Here is a 24,796-nt window from a genome sequence, read left to right on the forward strand (position 1 = left end):
GACATGCACATCGAGCGCGCCGGCCCCGAAGACGTCCGGGGCCTGGCGCGCTTGAAGTGGATCGACAGAGCCGGTGCCGACGCCGCGGATTTCGACTCGTTCGCGAATGTGCTCCTGTCATGGTGGGAAGCTCATCGAGCCACACACACCGCGTTCGTCGCGCGGACGGTCGATGGTGCGATGATCGGCGCCGCCTGGATCGCGCTGCTGCCCCGAGTGCCGAGCCCCGGTGCGAGCGTCCGCCTCTCGGCAGACATCCAGAGCGTTTTCGTGTTGCCCGAGCACCGTGGTTCAGGTGTGGGAACAGCTCTCGTCGACGCAGCGACAGCCCATGCGAACAGTGCCGGCGCGTCGAGGATCACCGTGCACTCGAGCGAGCGAGCAGTTCCTGTGTATCGGAGACTCGGGTTCGCCGGATCACCGAAGTTGCTCCAACGCATTGCCGGAGCATGAGCACGTCAGGAGCCTGACGTTCCGGTCGACGCGGTGCGAGCGAGGCGCGCTGCCACATCGATGAGCGGTTCGGGGCGAGCGAGCAGCGCCCGCTGCTCCGGGTTGTCGATGAGGTGCTGAAGCAGCCTGTGGGCGCCGTCGATCGTGGGAGCCCAATACCCGCCGACATGGTGGCGGCTGAGTGGCGCGGTGGTCGATTCTCCGTCGATGAGCACGTCGACCGTGCCGTCATCCGGGTCCAGTCCCAGATCCGAGAGAGCGAGAAACGTGAGCGCACCGATCACGATCGTGCTCACCAGACCCGGCAGCCGGAAGCGCGTCACCGGCACGTCGAGAAACACCCGCTCCACCTGGCCCCATGGGACGATTCCTCGATTCTCGCTGCCCTCGCGAAAGAGCACAGCGTCAGGCGTGAGTCGCAGGTGGTGTCGTCCCGGGTCGCCGACGGCCAGAGCGCCGGGAACGACGATCAGCGGCCCGTAGCGTTTCATCCGAGCGCGTCCGGCCCCTCGGTGACGAGGATGTGGAACTGCGCCGCGTCGAGGATTCGGATACCCAGCTCCTCGGCCTTCCCGAGCTTCGACCCTGCTCCCGGCCCGGCCGCCACGAAGTCGGTCTTCTTGGAGACACTCGACGCCGCCTTGCCGCCGGCCTTGATGATCGCCTCCTGTGCTCCGTCGCGAGTGTAGCCGTCGAGGGATCCCGTGGCCACGATGGTCAGCCCGTCGAGGACGCCGCCCTCTACGATCGCCGCGCCCGGCCCCGGGTGCCCAGGGGTGGCCCATTGCACACCCGCCTCCGCCCACCGCTGCACGATCTCCTGGTGCCAATCGATCTCGAACCACGCGAGCAGCGAGTCGGCGATGATGCCTCCGACTCCCTCGACTGCGGCGAGCTCGTCTCGAGATGCGGAGCGGATGGCATCGAGGGAGCCGAACCACTGGGCGAGCGCCCGCGCAGCCACAGGGCCGACGTGACGGATGTTCAGAGAGACGAGAAGTCGCCAGAGGTCCTTCGTCTTGGCCTTCTCGAGCTCGGCCAGGAGCGTGACGGCCTGCGATGACGGTTGCGGCCCCTCGAGGCCTGACTTCTTTTCGATGGCCGTGGGATTGCGGCGGAACGGCGCTCGGGTCTTCACGAGCCCGTCGTCGTCCTCCTTCGGCAAGCCGGTCTCCGCGTCGCGGACGAACAGCTCGATCGGCACGATCTCATCGAGAGTGAGCGCGAACAGCCCTGCCTCAGTCTCGAGGGGCGGAACGGCAGGCGATGTCGGCTGAGTGAGCGCCGCCGCCGTGACTTCGCCGAGAGCCTCGATGTCGAGAGCGCCGCGGGATCCGATGTGTTCGACACGACCACGCACCTGCGCTGGGCACGAGCGTGCGTTCGGGCAGCGCAGGTCGATGTCGCCCTCTTTCATCGGACGCAGCGGTGTGCCGCACTCCGGGCACTTGACAGGCATGACGAACTCGCGTTCCGTGCCATCGCGTTTGTCGACCACAGGACCGAGCACCTCGGGAATGACGTCGCCTGCTTTACGCAGAACGACCGTGTCGCCGATGAGCACGCCCTTCGCCTTCACCACGTCCTTGTTGTGCAGAGTCGCCTGTCTGACCACCGAGCCTGCCACCTGGGCGGGAGCCATCACCGCGAACGGCGTGGCCCTGCCGGTGCGACCGACCGAGACGACGATGTCGAGGAGCTTCGTCTGCACTTCTTCGGGTGGGTACTTGTAAGCGATCGCCCAGCGCGGGGCTCGGCTCGTGGCGCCGAGCTCATCGTGCAGCGAGAGCTCGTCGACCTTGACCACGATGCCGTCGAGTTCGTGTTCGATGTCGTGCCGGTGCTCACCGAAGTACTCGACGAACGCCGCGACCTCGTCGATGGTCGTACACACCTTGGTGTGAGGGCTCGTCGGCAGACCCCATGCTGCGAGCTGCTCGTACACCTGGCTCTGCGCGGCGACGGGCGGGTCCGGCCACGCGCCGATGCCGTGCACGTAGAGTGCTAGTGATTCGATGCGCAGCATCCCCGCCTCGAGCTCGAGACCGTTCTTCTTGTCGATCTGCTGCCGGAGCCCCCCGCTGGCCGCGTTCCGCGGGTTGGCGAAGGAGGGGAAACGTCGCGCCGCAGCTGTGCGAGCCTTCTCTTCGTCGAAGGGCTTCTTCGCCCCCGCGCGCGCGTCCCAACGGGCCAGCGCGTCGGCATACGCGCGGTCGCGGAACGACGCCTGTGCGGCATTCAGTCGTTCGAAGGCAGCCACGGGGATGAACACCTCGCCGCGAACCTCCACGATCGCGGGGTGACCCGAGCCGGTGAGTTCGAGCGGTATCTCCGGCAGCCGCAGAGCGTTCTCGGTGACGATCTCGCCGACGCGGCCGTCGCCGCGGGTCGCCGCAGAGGTCAGCCGGCCGTTCTCGTAACGGAGATTGATCGCGAGACCATCGATCTTCAGCTCGGTCAGCCAGTCGACGTCACGTCCTGCCGAGGCCCTCGTCTTCGCGGCCCATTCCCTCAGCTCCTCGATGGAGAACACGTTGTCGAGACTCAGCATCCGCTCGGCGTGCTCGATGGTCGCCAGGCCCGTCGCTTCGGCAGCGCCCACCATCTGGGTGGGGGAATCCTGACCCTGAAGCTCGGGACGCAGCCGTTCGAGCTCTTCGAGCCTGCGCATCCATCCGTCGTATGTGGAGTCGTCGACGAGCGAGGTGTCACGCCCGTAGTAGGCGTCCTTCGCCTCGAGGATGCGAGTGGTCAGCTCGTCGGCTTCTATACGGGCTTCTTCCAGCGAGATGTTCTCCGGCACTCCGCCAGTCTACGAGCGGCCACCGACATCCTCAGGGAGGCGCTACGCGTCGACCGGCACCGCAGACACCGTGCGGTCGATGGTGAACTGGCCGAGCACGCGAGTGCCGACGTACAGCACCGCCGTCTGGCCAGGGGCAACGCCGTTGAGAGGCTCGACCGGCACGACGCGCACGCCGTCCGCCGACACGAAGGCCCGAGCGACCTCCGGCTCCGCATGGGCCCGGATCTGCACCTCGCAGTCGAACTCCGAGTCCACGGGCGCCGCGCCCGCCCAGCTGAACCTGTCTCCGGAGATCTCTCGCGTCGCGAGAGCTTCCTTCGGACCGACGACCACGGTGTTCGACACCGGCCGCACCTCGAGCACGAACCGGGGCTTGCCGTCTGCCGCCGGAACGCCGAGCTTGAGTCCGCGACGCTGGCCTACCGTGAACGCGTGCGCACCTTCATGCGAACCGACCACGGAGCCCGTGCGGTCGACGATCTCCCCGGTCGCAGTGCCGACCTTCTCGGCCAACCAGCCCCGGGTGTCGCCATCGGGAATGAAGCAGATGTCGTGACTGTCGGGCTTCTGGGCCACGCTGAGACCGCGCGCTTCCGCCTCCGCACGCACGACGGCCTTCGAGGGCGTGGTTCCGAGCGGGAAGTAGGTGTGCGCAAGCTGCTCGGCCGTCAGGACACCGAGAACATACGACTGATCCTTCGCGTTGTCGGCAGCCCTGTGCAGCTCGAGCCCGGCGTCAGTAGGGATCAGCGTCGCGTAGTGCCCCGTGCAGACGGCGTCGAAGCCCAGTTCGATCGCTCGCTCGAGCAGAGCGGCGAACTTGATCTTCTCGTTGCAGCGCATGCACGGATTGGGAGTGCGCCCCGCCTGGTACTCGGAGACGAAGTCGGCGATCACGTCTTCACGGAATCGCTCCGAGAAATCCCAGACGTAGAAGGGGATGCCGAGGAGATCTGCTGCACGCCGTGCGTCGAGAGCGTCCTCGATGGTGCAACAGCCTCTGCTCCCCGTCCGCAGCGTGCCTCCCGCACGGGAGAGCGCGAGATGCACTCCGACGACCTCGTGCCCCGCCTCCACGGCACGCGCGGCCGCGACTGCGGAGTCCACTCCGCCACTCATGGCCGCAAGAATCCTCATACGACCAGTCTACGAGCGTGCAGCTGAGCCGGTGCCGGAAGCCCTCGTGTAGACGTCGGCGATCGAGGCGAGAACCGCATCGACGTCGGCGTCCGTCGAGGTGCGCCCGAGTGTGAACCGGAGCACGCTGCGAGCAGCCTGCTCGCTGCGTCCCATGGCGATCACCACATGCGACGGCTCTGCGACCCCTGCCTGGCAGGCCGATCCGGTCGACGCGGCGATGCCGGCCATGTCGAGGAGGAACAGCAGGCTCTCACCCACTGCGCCGGGGAACAGCACGTGCGCGTTGCCGGGGAGCCGCTCGGACTGGTGCCCGAGCAACTCCGCCTGAGGCACTCGGGTCAGGATGCCGTCGACCAGCCGGTCGCGCATCGCCGCGAGCCGAGTCGACTCCGATTCCCGTTCCGACTCGGCGAGTTCGAGCGCGGTGGCGAACGCCGCTGCGCCCGCCACATCCTGCGTCCCGGCACGGAGCCCCCTCTGCTGTGCGCCGCCGCGGAGCAGCGCCGAGAGCCGGGCGGTGCGAGCGGCGACCAAGGCACCGACACCGACCGGCGCCCCGATCTTGTGCCCCGCGACGCTCATCGCGACCAGGCCGACTGCGTCTGACGCATCGCCCCTCAGCGCACGGAAGGACAACGGAAGATGACCGAGTGCCGACACCGCATCGAGGTGCAATGGAACGTGTGCGCGCGCGGTCGCCGAGGCGAGCACCGCAGCGTCGTTGATCGTCCCCGCCTCGTTGTTCGCGACCAGCGCGGTCGCCAGCGCCGCACCCGGAAGCTGCTGGGCGAAGACGCCCAGGTCGATGGCTGCCGTGCCATATACCGGAACAGCACGTAGTACCGCCCCAGCCGCCACCAGGGCCTCGACCGTGTCGACGGTTGCGTGGTGCTCCGCATCGGGCATCACGATGGCATCCGTCCCCGCCGGGCGCGCGTGCCAGAGCCCCTGCAGCGCGAGGTTTATCGACTCGGTGCCCCCTGAGGTGAAGACGACCTCGATGGGGTCGCAGTCGAGCACAGCAGCCGAGCGCTCACGCGCTTCCTCGAGCAGGCGCCGCGCTTCCTGCCCCGCGCCATGCGTAGACGACGCATTGCCGACGATCGAGCTCGCGTCCAGCCACGCCTCGCGCGCCTCGGGGCGCAGCGGGGTCGTGGCGGCGTGATCGAGATAGTGCTGCATCCCTCAACTCTCCCCCATTTCCAGCCTCCCGAGCGCACATGGAACTGAGTGCACGCGGTCCTGAGACCCGAGCGCAGCCCTCTATTGTGTACTCATGCCCGCGATCCGAGACATCACCGTGCCCGGCGGTACTGCACTCGACAACCTCGGTGTGCGCCTTCACGACGGCGTCGGGACCCTCCGCGTCTGGTCGCAGAACGCGTCGTCGATCGAACTCGTCGTCTTCGATGCCACCGACCTCGACTGGGTGATCGATCAGGTCGACCTCGCCCGCCTTCCCGGCGGCATCTGGGAAGTGACCACGGAGCTGCTCCAGCCCGGCACCCGATATGCCGTCCGTGTCGGAGGCCCGCACGGTCCAGGCAACACGTTCAACCCCGAGACCCTGCTGCTGGATCCCTATGCCCGGGGTCTCGCCCAGGGCGACGGCTATGAGGAGTGGCGTTCCGTCGTCATCGTCGACGGCTTCGACTGGGGTGACTCCGTCAAGCCGCGGATCCCCCTCGATCGGACGGTGATCTATGAAGGCCACCTGAAGGGGCTCACCAAGCGGCAGCCCGACGTGCCTCCTGCCCTGCACGGCACCTACGCCGGGCTCGCACACCCCGCGATGATCGAGTACTTCCACTCTCTCGGTATCACCTCGATCGAACTGCTTCCCGTTCAGGCTTTCGTGCCGGAACCGCGGTTGCTCGAGCGCGGCCTGACGAATTACTGGGGCTACAACACCCTCAACTTCTTCACGCCGCACAACGCCTATGCGACCGAGGACGCGCGCAAGGGCGGCCCCGAAGCGGTTCTCGCCGAGTTCAAGGGCATGGTGAGGCTGCTGCACGAAGCCGGACTCGAGGTCATCCTGGACGTCGTGTACAACCACACGTCGGAAGAGGGACTCGGCGGTCCCCGCTCGAGTCTGCGTGGCATCGACAATGCGAGCTACTACCGGCAGGACGCGTCCGGCGCCTACATCGACACGACGGGCTGCGGCAACACTCTCGACACCTCGACGGACGCCGGCGCTCGGCTCGTGCTCGATTCTCTGCGCTACTGGGCGCAGGAGATGCAGATCGACGGGTTCCGGTTCGACCTCGCCGCTGCGATCGCGCGAGACGGCTCGCACACCTACACACCGGAGCACCCCCTGCTCACCGCGATCGCGAACGACCCGATCCTCCGCGAGACCAAGCTCATCGCAGAACCGTGGGATGTCGGCATGGGCGGCTGGCAGACCGGCAACTTCCCGAACGGCTGGTTGGAGTGGAACGACCGATACCGCGACCGGGTGCGGAACTTCTGGCTGAGCGACATCGACTACGCGCGTCGTGCCTCTGCTCCTGTCGGCATCGGCGGTTTCGCCACGCGTCTCGCCGGGTCCTCGAACACCTTCGCGGACGAGAGGGGCCCGCTCGCGAGCATCAACTTCGTCACGGCACACGACGGATTCACGCTGCACGACCTCGTGTCTTACGACGTCAAGCACAACGAGGCGAACGGAGAGCAGAACCGCGACGGCGCCGACATGAATCGCGCGTTCAACCACGGCATCGAGGGTCCGACCGACGATCCGGCCATCCTCGCAGCCCGCCGCAAGGCGATGCGCAACCTGCTCGGCACTCTGCTTCTGTCGGCGGGGATCCCGATGCTCACGGCAGGCGATGAGGTCGGACGCACGCAGCGCGGCAACAACAACGCCTACGCCCAGGATTCGTCGATGACCTGGCTCGGATGGGACGCCGAGCCCTGGCAGGAAGACCTGCGAGCACACGTCGCTCGGCTCATCCAGCTCCGTTCCGAGAACCCCGCTCTGCGTCCGAGTCGATACGCGCGGCTCGGCGAGCACATCCCCAACGCCTCAGTCATGGACTGGTTCGACCAGAACGGCGAGACGATGGAGAGCGAGCAGTGGACGGATCCCGGGAACCGGACGCTGCAGTACGTCGCGGCTTCGACACCCGACCTCGAGGCGGCCAACCGCATCCTCCTCATCGTGCACGGCACGGAGTCCCCCATCGACGTACGCCTCCCGGAGGATCTCGAGGATGCGACGCGCTTCGTGTCCCTGTGGTCGAGCGCGGATGAGCGCCCTGATGCCGGCGGCGAGGTGTTCGCCCCGGGCGACATCCTGCCCATCCCCGGCACCTCCATGCGACTCTTCCGCGTGGAATGAGCCGCGGCGCGCCGGTGCTCTCAGCGAGCTACCCGGTCCACGTCCGTAGCGGTACATTCGGGGGGTGGCCGCACGTATGAGCAGCATCAGTCCGAAGGCTCTCCGAAGCCCCGCGCAGATCCCGACGCGCCCCTTGGGCGCCGTCTCGGACGGCGACGGGCTCGTAGCGACTCGCATTCCGCTCGTCGGTGGTACACCGGCCGTACCAGGCGGTTTCGCACCGAAGGCCTTCGTCGGCGAGGTGGTTCCGTTCAGCGTGGTCGCGTTCCGGGAGGGGCACGATCTCATCGGCGTGCAGCTCCGGTTGACCTCCCCCGACGGTGACGAGACACTGCACAGACTGACCCCGTTCTTGGACGGGAGCGATCGCTGGGGTGCCGAGATCGCGATAGACCTGCAGGGTCGCTGGACGTTTCGCTTCGAAGCGTTCTCCGATGACTTCGCGACCTGGGCTCACGCCGCCGAGGTGAAGGTCGCCGCCGGCGTCGACGTGCCTGTGATGGCGGCACTCGGCGCCGAGCTGTTCACGCGCGCGGCGGCCCAGAAGGACCGCCCTGCAGCTCAGCGCAGACGTCTCGACGACGTCGCCGCCGCACTGTCCGGCGGAGACGCCGCGACCACGATCGCTGCGTCGACGGATGCCGAGCTCGCCGCTCTCTTCCGGGACCGCCCGCTCATGACACTGCGCTCGGCGTCAGCAGCGCACACGCTGCTGGTCGAGCGGACAGCCGCAGGCGTCGGTGCATGGTACGAGTTCTTCCCGCGCTCGGAGGGCGCGAAGCGCCTCAAGGACGGCACGATCAAGAGCGGGACGTTCCGAACGGCCGCCAAACGCCTTCCTGCTGTCGCCGCCATGGGATTCGACGTCATCTACCTGGTACCCGTCCATCCGATCGGGACCACGAACCGTAAGGGCCGGAACAACACGCTGACGACAGAGCCGGGCGATCCGGGTTCGCCGTATGCGATCGGCTCCGCCGATGGCGGCCACGACGCGATCCACCCCGAGCTCGGCAAGCCTGCTGATTTCCGTGCCTTCGTGCGAGCTGCGAAGAGCGAAGGTATGGAGGTCGCTCTCGATCTCGCTCTGCAGGCATCTCCGGACCACCCGTGGGTCGACGCGCATCCGGAGTGGTTCACGACCCTGCCCGATGGCACCATCGCCTACGCGGAGAACCCGCCGAAGAAGTATCAGGACATCTACCCCCTGAACTTCGACAACGACCCTGCCGGCATCTACCAGGAGATGCTGCGTATCGTCCAGCACTGGGTGCGCGAGGGTGTGAAGATCTTCCGGGTCGACAATCCGCACACGAAGCCGCTCCAGTTCTGGGAGTGGCTCATCGCCACGGTCAACGCGCAGGACCCGGACGTGATCTTCCTCGCCGAGGCCTTCACCCGACCTGCAGTGATGCGCGCCCTCGCCGCCGTGGGATTCCAGCAGAGCTACAGCTACTTCACATGGCGAAACACCAAGGCCGAGCTCGAGGAGTTCCTCACCAGCGTCTCCCACGAGACCAGCGACTACATGCGACCGAACCTCTTCGTGAACACGCATGACATCCTCACCGAATACCTGCAGTTCGGCGGACGCGCCGCCTACCGGATCCGCGCGTGCATCGCGGCCACCGCTGCTCCGGTCTACGGCGTGTACGCCGGATACGAGCTCTTCGAGAATGTCGCACGCCCGGGTTCCGAGGAGAACATCGACAACGAGAAGTACGAGTTCAAATTCCGTGATTGGGAGGGTGCGGAGGCTGCCGGTGAGTCGTTGGCCCCGCTGCTGCGTCGGCTGAACGAGATCCGCAGCGCGCATCCGGCGCTTCGCCAGCTCCGGAACCTCTCCGTGCACTGGAGTGACGACGACTCCGTGCTGGTCTACAGCAAGCACCTCGATGCGGCTTTCACCGGCACCGGCCACTCCGACACGGTCCTCGTGATCGCGAACGTGGATCCGCATTCGGTTCGCGAGACCACAGTTCATCTCGACACGACGATCTGGGGTGTTCCGCCGGGTGAGCCGTTCGAAGTGGAGGACCTGCTGACCGGAGCAGTCTGGACGTGGGCCGACCACAACTACGTGCGCCTCGACGCCTTCGCCGAACCGGTGCACATTCTGAAGGTGAGGAGACGAGCATGAGCTACGTCGAAGATGCCACGACGTCATCGGACTGGGCCGCAGTGGCGGCCGGCGCCCACCACGACCCGCACGCCGTGCTGGGCTCGCACCCGTTCACAGACGCAGGAGAGCGCACCGTCACGGTCATCCGTGCCCGTCGTCCTCTCGCCTCCTCGGTCGCCGCGGTCTTCCCGGACGGAAGCCGATTGGATCTCGATCACGTCGCACACGGGATCTGGGAGGCTCAGCACGATGGCGCCCCCGTCCCCTATCGGATCGCCACCGCATACGGTGACGACGACGAGACGATCAGCGGCGACCCCTACCGACACCTCCCCACGCTCGGCGACGTCGACCTGCATCTGATCGCGGAGGGACGACACGAGCGGCTGTGGCAGGTACTGGGTGCGCACGCCCAGGTCGTAGGGGGCGAGCCCGGTGTCGCGTTCGCCGTGTGGGCTCCCAACGCCACGGCCGTACGCGTGGCCGGCGAGCACAACGGCTGGAACGGCGAAGCCCACGCGATGCGCTCGATGGGTGTGAGCGGCATCTGGGAGCTGTTCATCCCCGACCTCGCGATCGGCACGACCTACAAATACGAGATCCGCACGCGCAGCGGCTCCTGGATCTTCAAGGCCGACCCGATGGCCCAGGCGGCGCAGGTCCCGCCCGAGACGGCATCGGTCATCACGCAGTCGACGTACGCCTGGTCGGACGGTGCCTGGATGACGCGCCGTGCGGCGACACATGCGGTCGCCCAGCCGCTGTCGATCTACGAGGTCCACCTCGGTTCCTGGCGCGGAGGATTGAGCTACCGCGAGGCCGCCGATCCCCTCATCGCCCATGTCAACGAAGCCGGTTTCACGCACGTCGAGTTCATGCCGCTCGCAGAGCACCCCTTCGGCGGCTCTTGGGGATACCAGGTGAGCGGTTACTACGCCGCGACGAGTCGTTTCGGCAGCCCCGACGATCTGCGGTACTTGATCGACCGGCTCCACCAGGCCGGGATCGGCGTGATCATGGACTGGGTGCCAGGGCACTTCCCCAAGGATGCCTTCGCCCTCGCGAAGTTCGACGGGCAGCCGCTCTACGAGCATCCCGACCCTCGACGCGGCGAGCACCAGGACTGGGGAACCCTCATCTTCGACTATGGCCGCCCTGAGGTGCGTGGCTTCCTGGTGGCAAACGCGCTCTTCTGGCTGAGCGAGTTCCATGTCGACGGCCTTCGGGTCGACGCCGTGGCCTCGATGCTCTATCTCGATTACTCCCGCAATGAGGGTGAGTGGGAGCCGAACATCCACGGGGGCAGGGAGAACCTCGAGGCGATCCGCTTCCTGCAGGAGGTGAACGCGACCGCCTATCGCCTGCACCCGGGCGTGCTGATGATCGCAGAGGAGTCGACGAGCTTCCCCGGGGTGACCGCGCCGACCGACCACGCCGGACTGGGCTTCGGGTTCAAGTGGAACATGGGCTGGATGAACGACTCCCTCCAGTACATCGAACGCGACCCGATGTACCGATCGCACCATGAAGGCGAGATGACGTTCTCATTCGTCTACGCGTTCGGAGAGAACTATCTGCTGCCGATCAGCCATGACGAGGTCGTGCACGGCAAGGGCAGCCTTCTCGCGAAGATGCCCGGGGACCACTGGCACAAGCTCGCGAACGTTCGTGCCTACCTGGCGTACATGTGGGGCCATCCTGGCAAGAAGCTGCTCTTCATGGGGCAGGAGTTCGGGCAGCTCGCGGAGTGGTCCGAGTCCCGCGAACTCGACTGGTGGCTGCTGGAGCAGCCGTCGCATGCGCAACTGCAGGGTTTCGTCGGCCAGCTCAATCGCACCTATCGTGCCCAGGCCCCGCTCTGGGAGCGAGACAACGACGGCTCCTCGTTCGCGCGTCTCGGCGCTCCGAGCTGGGACCCGAACGTGATCGCGTTCGAGCGCCGCGACGCACACGGTGGCCGCGTCGTCGTGATCAGCAACTTCGCCGGCGTCGAGCGCAGCGGCCACAGCCTGACCCTGCCCGTCGCCGGCGTATGGCAGGAGATCCTCAACACGGATGCCGCAGAGTACGGCGGCCGCGGATCGGGCAATCTCGGCATGGTCGTCGCCCGTGCCGAGGACGGCGGACCCGCAATCGCGACCGTCACGATTCCTGCACTGTCCACGCTGTGGCTGCGACACGAGGGCGACCCCCACGTGCCCACGATCAGCCACGGCTGACCCTTCACGGCCGCCGTTCATGGCTGGCCGCCCCACTGGGCTGGTCAGCCATGGCGTCGCGTCAGAAGAGCAGCGAAGAGAGCCTGTTCCGCGCAGAGACGACGCGAGGGTCTGCGGCACCGATCAGGCCGAAAAGCTCGATCAGGCGCTCTCTGACCGGCGTCCGCTCGTCCGAGGGAAGCTGAGCGAACAGATCGAGCAGCCTTCCGAACGCATCGTCGACGTGTCCGCCGGCGAGGTCGAGATCAGCGACATCGAACTGCGCCTGGATGTCTCGCGGACCAGCCGCAGCCGCCGCCCGCGCATCGTGCAGGTCGAGCTTCTGGACCCGGTCGAGGAGCCGAACCTGCCCCAGACCGGCGATCGCGTCCTCGTCGCGGGGATTCTCTGACAGCGCCTTCTCATACGCCACGATCGCGGCAGCGTAGTCGCCCGTCTCGATGGCGGCGAAGGCCTCAGCGTGCAGAGGCGGCATCGGCGGTTCCGCCGGCTCCTCCTGTCCCTCGGCCGGCTCGCCGACGTTCAACGTTCCCGTCACGCCGTTCTGAGCCGCGAGCTGGAGCAGCTGCGCGAAGACTTCCCTGACCTGCTGCTCGGGAACCGCCCCCGTGAACATCGGGACCGGCTGACCGGCGATGAGGGCGACGACCATCGGGATCGACTGCGCGCGAAAGCCCTGAGCGAGCTGCGGGTTGGCATCGACATCGACTTTGGCGAGAAGCACCTTGCCGCCGAGTTCCCGCGCCACCTTCTCGATGATCGGACTCAGCTGCTTGCACGGACCGCACCATTCCGCCCAGAGGTCCACGACCACCGGCACGGTGCGCGAGAGCTCGAGGATCTGGCCGAACGACTCGTCGGTCGCATCGACCACGATGTCAGCGGTTCCGGGAGCAGGACTCGGCGCACCCGCAGCCGGCGCCGCCGGGCGGTTTCGCAGAGAGGAGAGGTCGACGGCTCCTCGGAGCGCGGCGGGAGAGATATCGGTCACTTGATCACCTCGACGGAGAGAAGGTCCTGTCGGACTGCCAGAAGACGGATCTGCTCCGTCGATCCCTGCGAGGGAACGGAGAAGAACAGCTGGAACTCGTACTTGGTCGTCACTCCCTTGGCGGACTCGGTCACGCCGGTGAGTGCCTTCGCCTGCGCGTTGTCGCCGAAGCGGATCACGGCGTCCGCCGACGTCGGCGTCACCGATTCCGTGTCGACGAGCGAGACAGCCACGATGGCGCCGCTGTCCAGCGTTGCCATCGATACCGGTGCGGAATCCGCCGGGATGATGTCGAACGCGGTCTGCGAGGTCTCTGCAGCGCCGTTGTCAGCGAGGTTCTGCACGACGGCCTGGCGACTGTCGCGAATCGACTGGGCGAGATTCTGAGAGATCTCATCGAAGAGCCCGTAGGACGCGCTGGTCTCCCCCGCATCGACGATGTCTGCGAATGTCGCTGCCAGCTCACTCGGCGGGAGGCTGAGGAACGCGGAATCATCCGGCACGAGCGAGGTCCCGAGCCACGGCGCGGCCACCTCGGGGAAGACGGCGTCCGCCGACATCTCGGCCATGTTCGTGACCTTGTAGCTCGACCACGGATCCTGCTGAGTCATGGTGAGGATCACCGGCGGCACGGTGTCGTCCGCTGCATCCTTCGAGAGCAGAAGCACGGTGCGCGGCCACCGGTCGGTGGCTTCGGGCAGCACGACCTCGACGTCATCGGTCGGGATCACTGCAGGTACCGGGGTCTCCGGCAGAGCGGTCCGGAGCGCGTACTCGGTCGTGCGCGCTGTGAGCGCCGGCCCATCGAGACGGGTTCCCGCCAGAGCGATGTCCTTCGCCGCGTCCGCGTCGGAGAGAGTCGTCGACACCTCCTGCAGGATTCTCTTCGCCTGCGACTCGGTCACTGCGGGTGGCTTCTGGTTCTCCGGGGCGATCACAGTCGCGCTGGGCGACGGCGACGGCGTACCCTCTCCGAACTGCGGCCAGGAGTCGGGCGAGCAACCGCTCGCGAGCAGCGCCGTCACCGCGAGCGCGGGCAGCGCGAGCAGGCGGCGCCTGCGATCCGTTGTCGTCGCACGCATCTCGGACTTCCGATCCCGGTCGGGGCTCTGCGCGTCGGCCGCGTCATCCGAGCCTTCGCTGCCCGCTCCAGCCGTGTCCGCTCCCTCCCCGGAGGGTGCCGAGGCTTCAGGTGCATCCGCTGCCGAGCCCTCGATCGCGGCGCGTTCCGACGGCGGCAGCTGGGCCACATCGATCGGCTCCGTAGCCGGAAGGGGGCCAGGACCCTTGCGACGCGGTCCACGCCCGCGCCGCTGGTGACGGATGGCGAGGACATAGAGGACCAGCCCGGCGAGGAGCATGGCGGCGCCTGCCGCCATGAGCGGACCGGCAAGAGGCGTCGAGGTGTCGAGCGGCCACGAGATCGCGATGTCGTCGGGAGCGTCCTGGGTGCCGTCGTACGCAATGATCAGGCTGACGCCTTCGGGGATCTGCATGTTGTCCACGATGAGAGCATCGGTCTCGGTGAACGAATCGAGCCAGAGATCGGAGCCGGCCGGGTTGCGGCCCGTCTCCGCGGCCGCGCCGTCCTCGGCGGGGGTCGCGGACGGGACAGGCGTCTCGGCGGGGGCGGGGCTCTCCGTCGGTGCCGGAGCAGCCGCGGGCTCATCACCATCGTCCGTTGCACCGGCAGGAACCAGCTCCGCCTCGAGCTCGCCATCCTTGCCCGCGGTCACGTGATTGTAGGAGGCGTCAGCCAGCCACGCCTCCATGTCGGCCGTCCGACCGTACGCCGCGAAGATCTCGCCTTCTCCCCGCACGAGCAGGGTCTGAGACCCGGGGTGCTCTCGCAGGACGTCGCCGTCCAGCAGCACGTAGGGGGCGGGTTCTTCTACAGCGACTGAGACCTCCTGGGTCGACGGACCCATGAAGATGGTTCGCTGCGCGACGCCTGCAGCGATCAGTCCCGCAGCCAGCACGAAGGCCACAACGGCCCATACGAAACGCACGAATAGTCTCCTCACACGGCCCGGACGCACGCCCGAGTCGCAACACTCGACATTTCAGACTAGCGAAATCACCTGTGCATTGCCCACGAGGGGCACGCCGGGGTCGCGCGCGGCACGTCGTCGCGGCCTGTCGCTATGCGGTGGATACGCTTGCAGAGTCCCGCATTCCGAGGAGCCGCGATGAAGATCCACAACCCGTTCCGTACCGCTCTCGTGGCGACGCTCGGCGTGGGGTTGGGCATCCTGCTGATCGGCAGCGTCGAAAGCCTCTCGACGGTGCTGCTGTACGTGGGCACAGCGCTCTTCCTGAGCCTGGGGCTCGACCCGCTCGTCTCGTTCCTCGAACGCAGGAGGCTCCCGCGCTGGCTCGCCGTGCTCATCACGATCCTCGCCGTTCTCGGTGTGTTCGCGGGAATCATCCTGATCGTCATCCCCGTGCTCGTCGATCAGATCTCGCAGCTCATCGCCGAGATCACGGCCATCGTCCAGCGAGGCACGTTCCTCAGCGACTTGCGCCAGTGGATGGTCGACACCTTCCCCAACCTCAAGGTCGACGATGTGTTCGCCTATGTCACGAACTGGCTCGAGACCAACCTCGCCCAGATCGGCGGGTCGATCGGCCAGAGCGTCCTCGCGGCCGGCGGCGCCGTCGTGAGCGGACTGTTCGGTGCCTTCATCATCCTCATCCTCACGATCTACCTCACCGCATCCACGCCGTCGCTCAAGCGCGCCGTCTATCAGCTCGCCCCCGCATCGAAGCGCGAGCGATTCATCGACCTGGCCGAGCAGATAACCGATTCGGTCGGCTACTACGTCATGGGTCAGGTGACTCAGGGCGTCATCAACGGCATCCTGAGCATGATCTTCCTCACGATCATCGATGCGCCGTTCCCCGCGGTGCTCGCCGTCGTGGCCTTCTTCTTCTCGCTGATCCCGCTCGTCGGAACTCTCACGGGGTCCACGATCATCGTCCTCGTGTGTCTGATCCCCGGACTCGGCTCGCCGGCGACGGCGATCGCGGCCGCGATCTACTACCTCATCTACATGCAGATCGAGGCCTACATCATCTCCCCGAGGATCATGAGCCGAGCAGTGTCGGTGCCCGGTGCGGTCGTCGTGGTCGCGGCGCTTGCAGGAGGCAGTCTGCTGGGCCTGCTCGGCGCGCTGATCGCGATCCCCGTCGCAGCCAGCATCCTGATCCTCTACAGGCAGGTGCTGATCCCCCGGATGAACGAGCTCTAGGCCTCTGGCCACTCGGTCGGAAGCGGGAGTGCCGCCGGATTCACCGCCGCGACGATCTCGGTGAGGACACGCCGCGTCTGGCTCTCCCCCACCCAGAGGTGCTTGCCGCCCTTGACGGCGATCAGCTTCGCGTGAGGGATCGCAGAGAAGCGATCGCGTGCTTCGGCCGGGCGTAAGTAGTCGTCGAGCTCGGGAACGAGCACGACCACGTCGACGTCGGAGTTCGCCCACGCCGCGACCTCGGCGTCCGTCGCACGGTGGAGCGGCGGAGACAGGAGGATGATGCCCTCGACGTCGTGCTCCCGCCCGTACTTCAGGGCGAGTTCGGTGCCGAAGGACCAGCCGAGAAGCCACGGGCGCGGAAGAGCTCGCTCGCGCACGAACTCCATCGCCGCTGCGACGTCGAACTGCTCCGCCGCTCCCCCGTCGAAAGCCCCATCGCTGGTGCCGCGTGGCGAGGTGGTGCCTCTGGTGTTGAACCGCAGCACTGCGAGATCAGCCAGCGCAGGCAGTCGAGCTGCGGCCTTGCGGATGATGTGCGAGTCCATGAACCCACCGGCTGTCGGCAGCGGGTGCAGAGTGACCAGAGTGGCCGCAGGCGTCGATGACTCGGGCATCGCCAACTCGCCGACGAGCCTCAGCTCATCCGCCGTCTCCAGCACGATGTCTTCCCGGCGTGCCGGGAGTTCGATCGGTCCACGGATCTCCATGCTCACGCAATCCTCCAACAGTGTGTGTGCCAGTGCCTTCGTGCGGCGAGATCCGCGGCATCGCCGAGAACTCCGTCCGCACGCCAGACCACGAGGTGCGCGGTGCCTGGCACGACGCTGCGCCCGCATCCCGGGCAGATGTACTCCTTGAGAGCCTGCACCGCCGACACCGGTTGCACTGTCCACTCCGACCCTCGACGCATCTCTGTGCGCTTCCAGGACGTCAGAAGGCGTTCGAGCGAGTCTTCAGCGTCAGGGCGCGCCGGACGCCGTTTGCGAGAGCGAGGCATGACGCCGGCTCACCACCAGTGGTTGTTCGTCCAGAAGGCGTGAGCGCCGGCCCAGCTGCCGTATCGTCCCGTGGCGTATCCCGTCGCCCAGCGCAGGTTGTCGACCGGGTCGTAGCCGTTGCCGGGAACCTTGCTGCAGGGCAGTGCCTGGACGAGACCGCATGCACCTGAGGACTTGTTCGTCGCATTCGGGTTCCACCCGCTCTCGCGGGAGACGATGTAGTCGACGTAGCCCCAGTCAGACTCCGCGATGCCCGCAGCAGCCATCCACTCGGCAGGAGCTCCCCCTCCGGTGTAGAAGAGAGGAGCGCTGGGACCGGGTTTCGATGATCCCGACGAACCTGAAGACGCAGTGGTCGGCGTCGGTGTCGGGGTCGGCTTGGGTGTCACGTAGACCGAGAAAGTGCCTCGCTGAACCGGTGCGATCGCGGCGCCCTCTGCGGTGACGGTGAGATTCTGGGTCTCGCTGAGTGCGGCCGAGTATGCCGACTCCGGGCCGACCGTTTCAGGCTGCTGGGCGAGAGCGACGCCGGTCGGTGCCACCATGGCCGCAGCGAAGCCGACGACCGCGAGACCGCTGAAAAATCCTGCGACGCCCCGTCGACGACTGCCGTTGCGCGCCGAAAGAGTCGCCGATGCGGGCACAGGCGCGACGTCGTTTCGATGGGATGTCATGTCGTTTCGGGAGTTCACGATGAGTGGCAGTCTACCCGGTGAGGCCCGAGTAGGCCATCGGAACGCTCAGCGAACGGCCAGGATCACGTCGACGGTCGCATCGAGCAGAGCATCGACCTGCTCCTCCCGGTACCCTCCGCGCTGCATGCGGAACGCGGCGGAGCGCAGCTGCTCGGCCGTCAGGGGCTCGCCATCCCGCAGATAGCGTGCGATGCGGGTGCCGACATGATCGACCTCATCGATCCGGTAGCCGAAGGTGAGAAGGCCTGTGCGAGCGAAACGCTGCCGCTTCGGACGCGCGAGGTGGTCGAGGATGACCTGGGCATCGTCGCGGGCCTGCTCGACCCACGCTCCCGCGCCCTGCGAGCGTACGACTCGATCGCGCGCGCGAGCTGCCAGCGCGTCTTCCACTCGCCCGAGCGCTGCGTCGACCTCGGCCACGACATAGCCGTTCTTGACCAGAGGGAAGGATGCCACACGGACATCGGCTGCGCTGAGGTCGTCGGCGTCGGCTTCGAACGCCGCTCTGGCGGCCGCGAGGAAGGTGTCGACCGCAGACCGGTGATAGCCGCGCACACGGCCGGTGGTCAAGGAGAACGCCGGCGGTCCTTGAACGGCCGCGTCCGATGTCTGTACGTCGTCGGAGACCATCACAGCACCACCCAGGAGGAGAAGAGGAAATACAGGCACAGCGCGGGCACGGTCGACGGCAGGATGCTGTCGAGTCGGTCCAGGAGCCCTCCGTGGCCCGGGAGCCAGGAACTCATGTCCTTGATGCCGAGATCGCGCTTGAGCATGGACTCGCCGAGGTCGCCCAGGGTCGCGGACAGGAGTATGGCGACGCCGAAGATCACGCCGATCCACCACGGCAGGTCCAGCAGGAAGAGAGCGAGGAGCACACCGGCCGTGATCGACCCGACCACAGCTCCCCCGAATCCCTCCCATGTCTTCTTGGGGCTGATCTTCGGCGCCATGGGGTGCTTCCCGAAGGCCAGTCCTGCGGCATACGCTCCGGTGTCGGCCACGACGGCGATCGCGATGAAGCTCAGCACCCACCACTGGCCCCCCTCCTGCTTGAGCAGGATGAGTGCGACGGCAGCGAGAAACGGCACGTAGATCTGGACGAACCCGCCGATGACCGCATCCGTCAGCACATCCCCGTAGGTTCTGCCGTCCTTGGCGATCATCTGGGCGACCAGCCGCCAGACGATCACGAATGCGACGGCGAAGAACAGCATGACCCAGACGAACCACAGGTCGAGGAAGAACGCGGACAGCACGAGCAGGGTCGCGGCGATGAACTGCGGGATCACGTCGATCCGTCGACCCGATGCACGCAACGCCAATGAGAGCTCGTAGACCCCGAGCAAGGCAGCGGCCAGCGCGAACGGCACGAAGAGGACCTTGATGAACAACAGCGACGCGAGCAGCGCGGCCCCGAACGCGAGTCCGATCAGGGTCGCGAGGATCAGGTCGCGCCCTGTGCGCTCCTTGATGCGCTCGTTGGCCTGATCGAGCTGACCTCGAGCATGCGTCACATGCGTGCCGAACTCGTCGCGCTTGGCCCGCCACTGCTCTCTGATCGCATTGTGTTCAGCAGTGTCCAGCGGCGACTCTGTCATCGCACGCTCGTCGGCGGGATGGGGCGGACGGGGCGGGATGCTCGTCGCGTCGAACGCCGCGAAGGCGCCGTCGACCAGCGGGACGGCGCCGGTCGACGTCGACGAGTCGCGCGCCGCGCGGCGCGTCTGCGGCTTGTCGGCGCCGTCATCAGTGGGTTCGTCGGACATGCCGCCTATACCTCGAGGAGTTCAGCCTCTTTGCGCTTGAGTGCGTCGTCGATGAGATCGACGTGCTGGCGCGTGAGGGCGTCGAGTTCCTTCTCTCCCCGAGCGATCTCGTCTTCACCGAGTTCGCTCTTGAGGCCGTCGAGTTCGTCCTTCGCCTTACGACGGATGCCGCGCACGTGCACCTTGGCGTCCTCCGCCTTGGTCTTGACGAGCTTGACGTACTCCTTGCGACGCTCTGCCGTGAGCTCAGGCATCGTCACGCGAACGAGGTTGCCGTCATTCGTGGGGTTCGCACCGAGATTGGGCATGTCGCGAATCGCCTGTTCGATGCCCTTCAGAGCCGTCTTGTCGTAAGGCGTGATGATGAGCGTACGCGCCTCCTGGTTCGCCAGCGAGGCAAGCTGAGCGAGCGGAGTGGGCGTGCCGTAGTAGTCGACGAGCACCTTCTGGAACAGCTGCGGGTTGGCGCGGCCGGTGCGCACCGTGGAGAAGTCCTCCTTGGCGGCCTCGACCGCTCGTGCCATACGGGAGGTGGTTTCAGCGAGGACATCCGCGATCACGGTGACTCCTATCGTCGGGGTGTTCTGAAATTCTATCGGGCATGGCCCGGGAGCACCGTCAGGCGCTCAGGCGGTGACGAGAGTGCCGATCGGCTCTCCCAGGAGCGCACGCGTGACATTGCCGGCAGGTTCCATACCGAAGACGCGCATATCCATGTTGTTGTCCATGCAGAGACTGAACGCCGTGGAATCGACGACCTTGAGCCCCCGCTGGAGTGCATCCCGATACGTGACTCGCTCGATGCGCTCCGCGTCGGCGTGCTTGTTCGGGTCGGCCGTATAGATCGCGTCCACGCCGTTCTTGGCGACGAGGACCTCCTGCGCGCCGATCTCGAGAGCGCGCTGTGCTGCGACCGTGTCGGTGGAGAAGTACGGCAGGCCCGCTCCGGCGCCGAAGATGACGACACGGCCCTTCTCCATGTGCCGCTCGGCCCGCAGCGGGATGTACGGTTCAGCGACCTGAGTCATCGAGATGGCCGACTGCACGCGAGTGGGCGCACCCGCCTGCTCGAGGAAGTCCTGCAGGGCGAGAGCATTCATGACCGTGCCGAGCATTCCCATGTAATCGGCTCGTCCGCGGTCCATCCCGCGCTGGCTGAGTTCGGCTCCGCGGAAGAAGTTGCCTCCGCCGACGACGATGGCGACCTCGACCCGATCGACCGCCGCAGCGATGTCGCGCGCGATCTGACTGACGATGTCCGGGTTGACGCCGAGCTGGCCGGCGCCGAACGCCTCGCCGGAGAGCTTCAGAAGGACGCGACGGCGTCCTGTGCGTTCGGTCATGGGGGTGATCCTCTCGTCCCGATTCAAGATAGTGCCTTCTGGGCATGAAGAAGGGGTTCGGATCGCGTTGATCCGAACCCCTTCGACGGTGTTACGCGCCGACCTTGAAGCGCGCGAAGTCCGTCACGGTGATCCCGGCGTCCTTCGCCACCTGAGCGACGGAGAGCTTGCTGTCCTTCGCGTAGTCCTGCTCGAGCAGGGCGACCTGCTTGATGAACGCGGAGACACGGCCCTCGACGATCTTGGGCAGCGCCGCCTCCGGCTTGCCCTCGTTGCGAGAGATCTCGGTCACGATCTGACGCTCCTTCTCCACGGCGTCGGACGGAACGTCCTCGCGGGAGAGGTACGACGGGTTCGCGAACGAGATGTGCTGCGCGATGCTGCGAGCGGTCTCGGCGTCATCACCCGTGTAGGCGACGACGACACCGATCTGCGGAGGCAGATCCTTGCTCGTGCGGTGCAGGTAGACCTCGACCTTGTCGCCGGAGATCGTGCGCACGCGACGCAGCTCGACCTTCTCGCCGATGATCGCGGCCTCTTCCGAGATGACCTGCTCGACGCTCTTGTCGCCCGCCTGGGCGGCGAGAGCGGTCTCGACCGAATCGGCCTTGACGGCTGCGACGGCGTCGGCGACCTTGTCGGCCAGCGCGATGAAGCGCTCGTTCTTCGCGACGAAGTCGGTCTCGCAGGCGAGCTCGATCAGCGTCACCGAACCGCCCTGTTCGCGAGCGACGATGAGGCCCTCGCTGGTGGAGCGGTCAGCGCGCTTCGCGTTGCCCTTGGCACCCTTGAGACGCAGGATCTCGGTGGCCTTCTCGACGTTGCCGTCAGCCTCCTCGAGCGCCTTCTTGGTGTCGACCATTCCCGTGCCGAGCTGCTCACGGAGCGCCTTGAGATCGGCGATGGTGAAGTTGGCCATGTGTGGTGGCTCCTTGCTTCGTGATGTGTGTGGTGGTCGCGGAATTACTTGGCGTCTGCTGCCTCGGCGTCGGCGACCTCAGCGGTCTCCTCACCGGAAGCATCAGCGATCGCCTCGTCGTGTGCCTCGGCACCGGCCTCGTCAGCAGCGGTCTCGTCGGCAGCGGGCGTTTCGACGACGGCGGCCTCATCGGTAGGCGTCTCGACGGCGGCGGCGTCAGCGGACTCCTGAACGGGGGTCTCGAGAAGCTCCTTCTCCCAGTCGGCGAGCGGCTCAGCGTCGCCCGTCTCGGGGTTGTGCTTCTGCTGGAGGCCCTCTGCCGCTGCGTCCGCGATGATGCGGGTGAGCAGCGAGACCGAGCGGATCGCGTCGTCGTTGCCGGGGATCGGGTACTGGAAGTCGTCGGGGTCCGCGTTGGTGTCGAGGATGCCGATCACCGGGATGCCGAGCTTCTTCGCCTCGTCGATGGCGAGGTGCTCACGCTTGGCGTCGACGACCCACAGGGCGGACGGCGTCTTGGTGAGGTTGCGGATACCGCCGAGCGACTTGTGCAGCTTGTCGAGCTCGCGCTTCTTGAGGAGGAGCTCCTTCTTCGTGAAGCCCGAAGCGGACGGGTTCTCGTAGTCGAGCTCCTCGAGCTCCTTCATGCGGGCGAGACGCTTCGCGATCGTCTGGAAGTTCGTGAGGAGTCCACCGAGCCAGCGCTGGTTGACGTAGGGCTGGCCCACGCGCGTCGCCTGCTCGGCGAGGATCTCCTGCGCCTGCTTCTTGGTGCCGACGAAGAGGATGGTGCCGCCGTGGGCGACGGTCTCCTTGACGAAGTCGTATGCCTTGTCGATGTACCCGAGCGACTGCTGCAGGTCGATGATGTGGATGCCGCTGCGCTCGGTGAGGATGAAGCGCTTGACCTTCGGGTTCCACCGACGGGTCTGGTGTCCGAAGTGCACGCCGCTGTCGAGCAGCTGGCGGATGGTGACCACAGCCATGGTCGTCTCCTGGTTCTGGCGCGGTTCTGCGCCTTTGAGGTTGTCAAGTCGATCGGACGATCGAACTCCCTGGTGCCCGGCGCACTCCCGCCTGAGTGAAAACAGGACCTGTGGGAGTGGATGCCACGACTGAAGTCGCTTTGGGCACGCGTAGTCACCTCGAGATCGAGGTGCTCCCCCAGCATACAGGAAGCGGGGCCCTCACTCACCCTGCACATCAGAGCCGCGTCACACATTCCGCACACGATCCGCGGGGGTGTCCGTCCAGCCCGATGCTTCTTCGCCTCCGTGACGGAGCATTGCCCCATGAGTACCGGCACTCGCGCGACCACCGCCTTCCTTCTGATGATCGTCGTCGCTCTCGTACCGCCGATCCCGACGACTGCGAGCGCATCTGCAACGGACGGTGCGCATCCGCTCTGGCGATGGCCGATCGATGCTCCCCGGGTGGTCGCGTCCCCATATCGAGCTCCGGCCCACGAGTACGGGGCGGGCCACAGGGGGATCGACATCGCGACGGCGCAGGGGACGATCGTCCGGGCGCCTGCCGATGGGATGATCGCGTTTCGAGGGACCGTCGTGGACAGACCCCTGATCACGATCGAGCATCCCGGAGGCTATGTGTCGACGTTCGAACCGCTGTCCTCCACACTGACCCCCGGCGACACCGTCTCCGCCGGCGAGGCGGTCGGCACCGTCGCGGCGGGCGGCCACACGGTGGTCGGCGCGATGCATCTGGGAGTACGGCTCGATGGCGCCTACATCAACCCGATGCTGCTCTTCGGCCCGGTTCCGCGAGCGGTGCTCCTCCCCTGCTGCGCCGCACCGTGAGAGACGCAGCGCCCGCGCTCACGCGCGGGGGTGGGCGAGACGATAGGTCGCAGTGAGACGCTCCGCAGAGACGTGCGTGTAGATCTGCGTCGTTCCCAGGCTCGCATGACCGAGGATCTCCTGGACCGCGCGCAGGTCTGCGCCGCCGTCCAGGAGATGAGTTGCGGCGGTGTGCCTGAGCGCATGCGGACCTACGGTATCTGCGCCGACGAAAGGCGCGAGCACTTCGGCGACGAGCGAGTACACCGCGCGCGGTCCGATGCGCGCGCCACGACTGCCCAGGAACAGGGCGGGAGAAGGCCGCGCTGTGCGAGCGGCGAGTGAGGGACGCCCTCGAGAGAGGTACGAGCCGACAGCATCGCGCGCAGGGACCCCGTAGGGCACCACTCGCTCTTTCGACCCCTTGCCCAGCACGCGCGCCGTGCCTCGATCGAGGTCCAGGTCGTCGACATCGAGTCCGCAGAGCTCGGAGACGCGGATGCCGGCGCCGTACAGCAGTTCGAGAATCGCGTGGTCGCGGAGCGGAATCGGCTCACCGGCAGCGGCGGCCCGGCGTTGCGCATCGAGCAGGGTCGTCATCGCGTCCTGCGAGGCGATGGTGGGAAGCGTTCGCCCCCGCTTGGGGGCCATGAGACGCAGACTCGGATCGTGGTCGACGAGTTGTTGCTCTTGAGCCCAGCTGAAGAACGACCGCGCCGCCGCCGCTCGCCGTGCCAGCGTCGACCGGGCGTCCCCGCGCTGAGTCGCCCGCCAGAGCCAGTCGCGGAGAGTCTCCAGTGTGACCTGGTCGAGCTCGAGCTCTCCGACGGTCTCGGCGAGATCCCGCAGATCTGACCGGTAGGCGCGCACCGTCGCGGATGACAGCCGACGTACCAGGGAAAGGTGGTCGGTGAAGGCATGTGCGGCTGCCGCGAACTCCAT

Annotated in this window: 22 protein-coding genes; 6 read left to right on the forward strand and 16 right to left on the reverse strand. The window is 66.8% G+C overall.

Going from position 1 to position 24,796, the window contains the following annotated elements; translation table 11 throughout:
• Nucleotides 1-3 precede the first annotated feature (3 nt).
• Nucleotides 4-453 (forward strand): GNAT family N-acetyltransferase, encoded by a 450-nt coding sequence (locus ACIP5T_RS03375; protein WP_400860583.1) that lies wholly within the window; start codon nt 4-6, stop codon nt 451-453.
• Between the two features lie 5 nt (nt 454-458).
• On the opposite strand, the gene ACIP5T_RS03380 is transcribed toward ACIP5T_RS03375, so the two are convergent.
• Genes ACIP5T_RS03380 through ACIP5T_RS03395 form a run of 4 tightly spaced genes read right to left on the reverse strand, consistent with a single transcriptional unit; the run spans nt 459 to nt 5,581 of the window.
• Nucleotides 459-944: a hypothetical protein gene (locus tag ACIP5T_RS03380; protein ID WP_400860584.1), complete on the reverse strand. Its 486-nt coding sequence runs from the start codon at nt 942-944 to the stop codon at nt 459-461.
• Entirely contained in the window at nt 941-3,256 is a 2,316-nt protein-coding gene (gene ligA / locus ACIP5T_RS03385) for an NAD-dependent DNA ligase LigA (RefSeq protein ID WP_400860586.1), read from the reverse strand. Before ligA ends, ACIP5T_RS03380 begins: the two co-directional genes overlap by 4 nt.
• Nucleotides 3,257-3,298: 42 nt before the next feature.
• Nucleotides 3,299-4,396 (reverse strand): tRNA 2-thiouridine(34) synthase MnmA, encoded by a 1,098-nt coding sequence (gene mnmA, locus ACIP5T_RS03390; RefSeq protein WP_400860588.1) that lies wholly within the window; start codon nt 4,394-4,396, stop codon nt 3,299-3,301.
• Between the two features lie 9 nt (nt 4,397-4,405).
• Entirely contained in the window at nt 4,406-5,581 is a 1,176-nt protein-coding gene (locus ACIP5T_RS03395; protein ID WP_400860590.1) for a cysteine desulfurase family protein, read from the reverse strand.
• 94 nt (nt 5,582-5,675) lie between these two features.
• On the opposite strand from ACIP5T_RS03395, the gene glgX reads away from it, so the two are divergent.
• The 3 genes from glgX to glgB all read left to right on the forward strand — a co-directional run bounded on the left by glgX (nt 5,676) and on the right by glgB (nt 12,089).
• A complete protein-coding gene (glgX, locus tag ACIP5T_RS03400; protein ID WP_400860592.1) occupies nt 5,676-7,748 on the forward strand; it encodes a glycogen debranching protein GlgX in 2,073 nt (690 codons plus the stop codon).
• 76 nt (nt 7,749-7,824) lie between these two features.
• Nucleotides 7,825-9,888: an alpha-1,4-glucan--maltose-1-phosphate maltosyltransferase gene (locus tag ACIP5T_RS03405; protein WP_400864586.1), complete on the forward strand. Its 2,064-nt coding sequence runs from the start codon at nt 7,825-7,827 to the stop codon at nt 9,886-9,888.
• A complete protein-coding gene (gene glgB, locus ACIP5T_RS03410; protein ID WP_400860594.1) occupies nt 9,885-12,089 on the forward strand; it encodes a 1,4-alpha-glucan branching protein GlgB in 2,205 nt (734 codons plus the stop codon). Before ACIP5T_RS03405 ends, glgB begins: the two co-directional genes overlap by 4 nt.
• A 61-nt stretch (nt 12,090-12,150) precedes the next feature.
• Here glgB and ACIP5T_RS03415 read toward each other — a convergent pair whose 3' ends face one another.
• Both ACIP5T_RS03415 and ACIP5T_RS03420 read right to left on the reverse strand, forming a co-directional pair.
• Nucleotides 12,151-13,080, reverse strand: a complete 930-nt coding sequence (locus ACIP5T_RS03415; RefSeq protein ID WP_400860596.1) for a tetratricopeptide repeat protein — start codon at nt 13,078-13,080, stop codon at nt 12,151-12,153.
• Nucleotides 13,077-15,089: a glycosyl transferase gene (locus ACIP5T_RS03420; protein WP_400860597.1), complete on the reverse strand. Its 2,013-nt coding sequence runs from the start codon at nt 15,087-15,089 to the stop codon at nt 13,077-13,079. Before ACIP5T_RS03420 ends, ACIP5T_RS03415 begins: the two co-directional genes overlap by 4 nt.
• A 180-nt stretch (nt 15,090-15,269) precedes the next feature.
• On the opposite strand from ACIP5T_RS03420, the gene ACIP5T_RS03425 reads away from it, so the two are divergent.
• Nucleotides 15,270-16,331 (forward strand): AI-2E family transporter, encoded by a 1,062-nt coding sequence (locus tag ACIP5T_RS03425; RefSeq protein ID WP_400860599.1) that lies wholly within the window; start codon nt 15,270-15,272, stop codon nt 16,329-16,331.
• Here ACIP5T_RS03425 and ACIP5T_RS03430 read toward each other — a convergent pair.
• The 9 genes from ACIP5T_RS03430 to rpsB all read right to left on the reverse strand — a co-directional run bounded on the left by ACIP5T_RS03430 (nt 16,328) and on the right by rpsB (nt 23,044).
• Entirely contained in the window at nt 16,328-17,041 is a 714-nt protein-coding gene (locus tag ACIP5T_RS03430; RefSeq protein ID WP_400864589.1) for an alpha/beta hydrolase, read from the reverse strand. The two genes, ACIP5T_RS03425 and ACIP5T_RS03430, sit on opposite strands and share 4 nt — an antisense overlap.
• A gap of 2 nt (nt 17,042-17,043) precedes the next feature.
• Entirely contained in the window at nt 17,044-17,331 is a 288-nt protein-coding gene (locus ACIP5T_RS03435; RefSeq protein WP_400860601.1) for a hypothetical protein, read from the reverse strand.
• A gap of 9 nt (nt 17,332-17,340) precedes the next feature.
• Nucleotides 17,341-18,006, reverse strand: a complete 666-nt coding sequence (locus ACIP5T_RS03440; RefSeq protein WP_400860603.1) for a transglycosylase SLT domain-containing protein — start codon at nt 18,004-18,006, stop codon at nt 17,341-17,343.
• Between the two features lie 66 nt (nt 18,007-18,072).
• Nucleotides 18,073-18,657, reverse strand: coding sequence for a DivIVA domain-containing protein (locus tag ACIP5T_RS03445; protein WP_400860605.1), 585 nt, complete (start codon nt 18,655-18,657; stop codon nt 18,073-18,075).
• Nucleotides 18,657-19,796, reverse strand: coding sequence for a phosphatidate cytidylyltransferase (locus tag ACIP5T_RS03450; RefSeq protein ID WP_400860607.1), 1,140 nt, complete (start codon nt 19,794-19,796; stop codon nt 18,657-18,659). The genes ACIP5T_RS03445 and ACIP5T_RS03450 overlap by 1 nt, the downstream gene beginning before the upstream one ends.
• A 5-nt stretch (nt 19,797-19,801) precedes the next feature.
• Nucleotides 19,802-20,356 (reverse strand): ribosome recycling factor, encoded by a 555-nt coding sequence (gene frr / locus ACIP5T_RS03455; RefSeq protein WP_400785667.1) that lies wholly within the window; start codon nt 20,354-20,356, stop codon nt 19,802-19,804.
• Between the two features lie 66 nt (nt 20,357-20,422).
• On the reverse strand, nt 20,423-21,139 hold the full coding sequence (pyrH, locus tag ACIP5T_RS03460; protein WP_042536766.1) for a UMP kinase: 717 nt from the start codon (nt 21,137-21,139) through the stop codon (nt 20,423-20,425).
• 91 nt (nt 21,140-21,230) lie between these two features.
• Nucleotides 21,231-22,058 carry a translation elongation factor Ts gene (gene tsf / locus ACIP5T_RS03465; RefSeq protein ID WP_400860608.1) on the reverse strand — a complete coding sequence of 276 codons (828 nt, stop codon included), beginning with the start codon at nt 22,056-22,058 and terminating at the stop codon, nt 21,231-21,233.
• 44 nt (nt 22,059-22,102) lie between these two features.
• Nucleotides 22,103-23,044, reverse strand: coding sequence for a 30S ribosomal protein S2 (gene rpsB / locus ACIP5T_RS03470; protein WP_400860609.1), 942 nt, complete (start codon nt 23,042-23,044; stop codon nt 22,103-22,105).
• Between the two features lie 306 nt (nt 23,045-23,350).
• Here rpsB and ACIP5T_RS03475 point away from each other — a divergent pair, with 306 nt between their 5' ends.
• Nucleotides 23,351-23,875, forward strand: a complete 525-nt coding sequence (locus ACIP5T_RS03475; RefSeq protein ID WP_400860611.1) for a murein hydrolase activator EnvC family protein — start codon at nt 23,351-23,353, stop codon at nt 23,873-23,875.
• Nucleotides 23,876-23,893: 18 nt separating this feature from the next.
• Here the strand turns inward: ACIP5T_RS03475 and ACIP5T_RS03480 are convergent, their stop codons facing one another.
• Nucleotides 23,894-24,796, reverse strand: coding sequence for a tyrosine recombinase XerC (locus tag ACIP5T_RS03480; protein ID WP_400860612.1), 903 nt, complete (start codon nt 24,794-24,796; stop codon nt 23,894-23,896).

It is taken from the genome of Microbacterium sp. NPDC088619, assembly GCF_044752825.1.
Taxonomy (GTDB): domain Bacteria; phylum Actinomycetota; class Actinomycetes; order Actinomycetales; family Microbacteriaceae; genus Microbacterium.

Bases quoted from the DNA above. Each gene is read 5' to 3' on its own strand.
- ACIP5T_RS03375 (WP_400860583.1), top strand. From the start codon at position 4: ATGCACATCGAGCGCGCCGGCCCCGAAGACGTCCGGGGCCTGGCGCGC.
- ACIP5T_RS03380 (WP_400860584.1), bottom strand. From the start codon at position 944: ATGAAACGCTACGGGCCGCTGATCGTCGTTCCCGGCGCTCTGGCCGTC.
- mnmA (WP_400860588.1), bottom strand. From the start codon at position 4,396: ATGAGGATTCTTGCGGCCATGAGTGGCGGAGTGGACTCCGCAGTCGCG.
- ACIP5T_RS03395 (WP_400860590.1), bottom strand. From the start codon at position 5,581: ATGCAGCACTATCTCGATCACGCCGCCACGACCCCGCTGCGCCCCGAG.
- glgX (WP_400860592.1), top strand. From the start codon at position 5,676: ATGCCCGCGATCCGAGACATCACCGTGCCCGGCGGTACTGCACTCGAC.
- ACIP5T_RS03405 (WP_400864586.1), top strand. From the start codon at position 7,825: ATGAGCAGCATCAGTCCGAAGGCTCTCCGAAGCCCCGCGCAGATCCCG.
- glgB (WP_400860594.1), top strand. From the start codon at position 9,885: ATGAGCTACGTCGAAGATGCCACGACGTCATCGGACTGGGCCGCAGTG.
- ACIP5T_RS03425 (WP_400860599.1), top strand. From the start codon at position 15,270: ATGAAGATCCACAACCCGTTCCGTACCGCTCTCGTGGCGACGCTCGGC.
- ACIP5T_RS03430 (WP_400864589.1), bottom strand. From the start codon at position 17,041: ATGGAGATCCGTGGACCGATCGAACTCCCGGCACGCCGGGAAGACATC.
- ACIP5T_RS03435 (WP_400860601.1), bottom strand. From the start codon at position 17,331: ATGCCTCGCTCTCGCAAACGGCGTCCGGCGCGCCCTGACGCTGAAGAC.
- ACIP5T_RS03440 (WP_400860603.1), bottom strand. From the start codon at position 18,006: ATGACATCCCATCGAAACGACGTCGCGCCTGTGCCCGCATCGGCGACT.
- ACIP5T_RS03445 (WP_400860605.1), bottom strand. From the start codon at position 18,657: ATGGTCTCCGACGACGTACAGACATCGGACGCGGCCGTTCAAGGACCG.
- ACIP5T_RS03450 (WP_400860607.1), bottom strand. From the start codon at position 19,796: ATGTCCGACGAACCCACTGATGACGGCGCCGACAAGCCGCAGACGCGC.
- pyrH (WP_042536766.1), bottom strand. From the start codon at position 21,139: ATGACCGAACGCACAGGACGCCGTCGCGTCCTTCTGAAGCTCTCCGGC.
- tsf (WP_400860608.1), bottom strand. From the start codon at position 22,058: ATGGCCAACTTCACCATCGCCGATCTCAAGGCGCTCCGTGAGCAGCTC.
- rpsB (WP_400860609.1), bottom strand. From the start codon at position 23,044: ATGGCTGTGGTCACCATCCGCCAGCTGCTCGACAGCGGCGTGCACTTC.
- ACIP5T_RS03475 (WP_400860611.1), top strand. From the start codon at position 23,351: ATGAGTACCGGCACTCGCGCGACCACCGCCTTCCTTCTGATGATCGTC.
- ACIP5T_RS03480 (WP_400860612.1), bottom strand. From the start codon at position 24,796: ATGGAGTTCGCGGCAGCCGCACATGCCTTCACCGACCACCTTTCCCTG.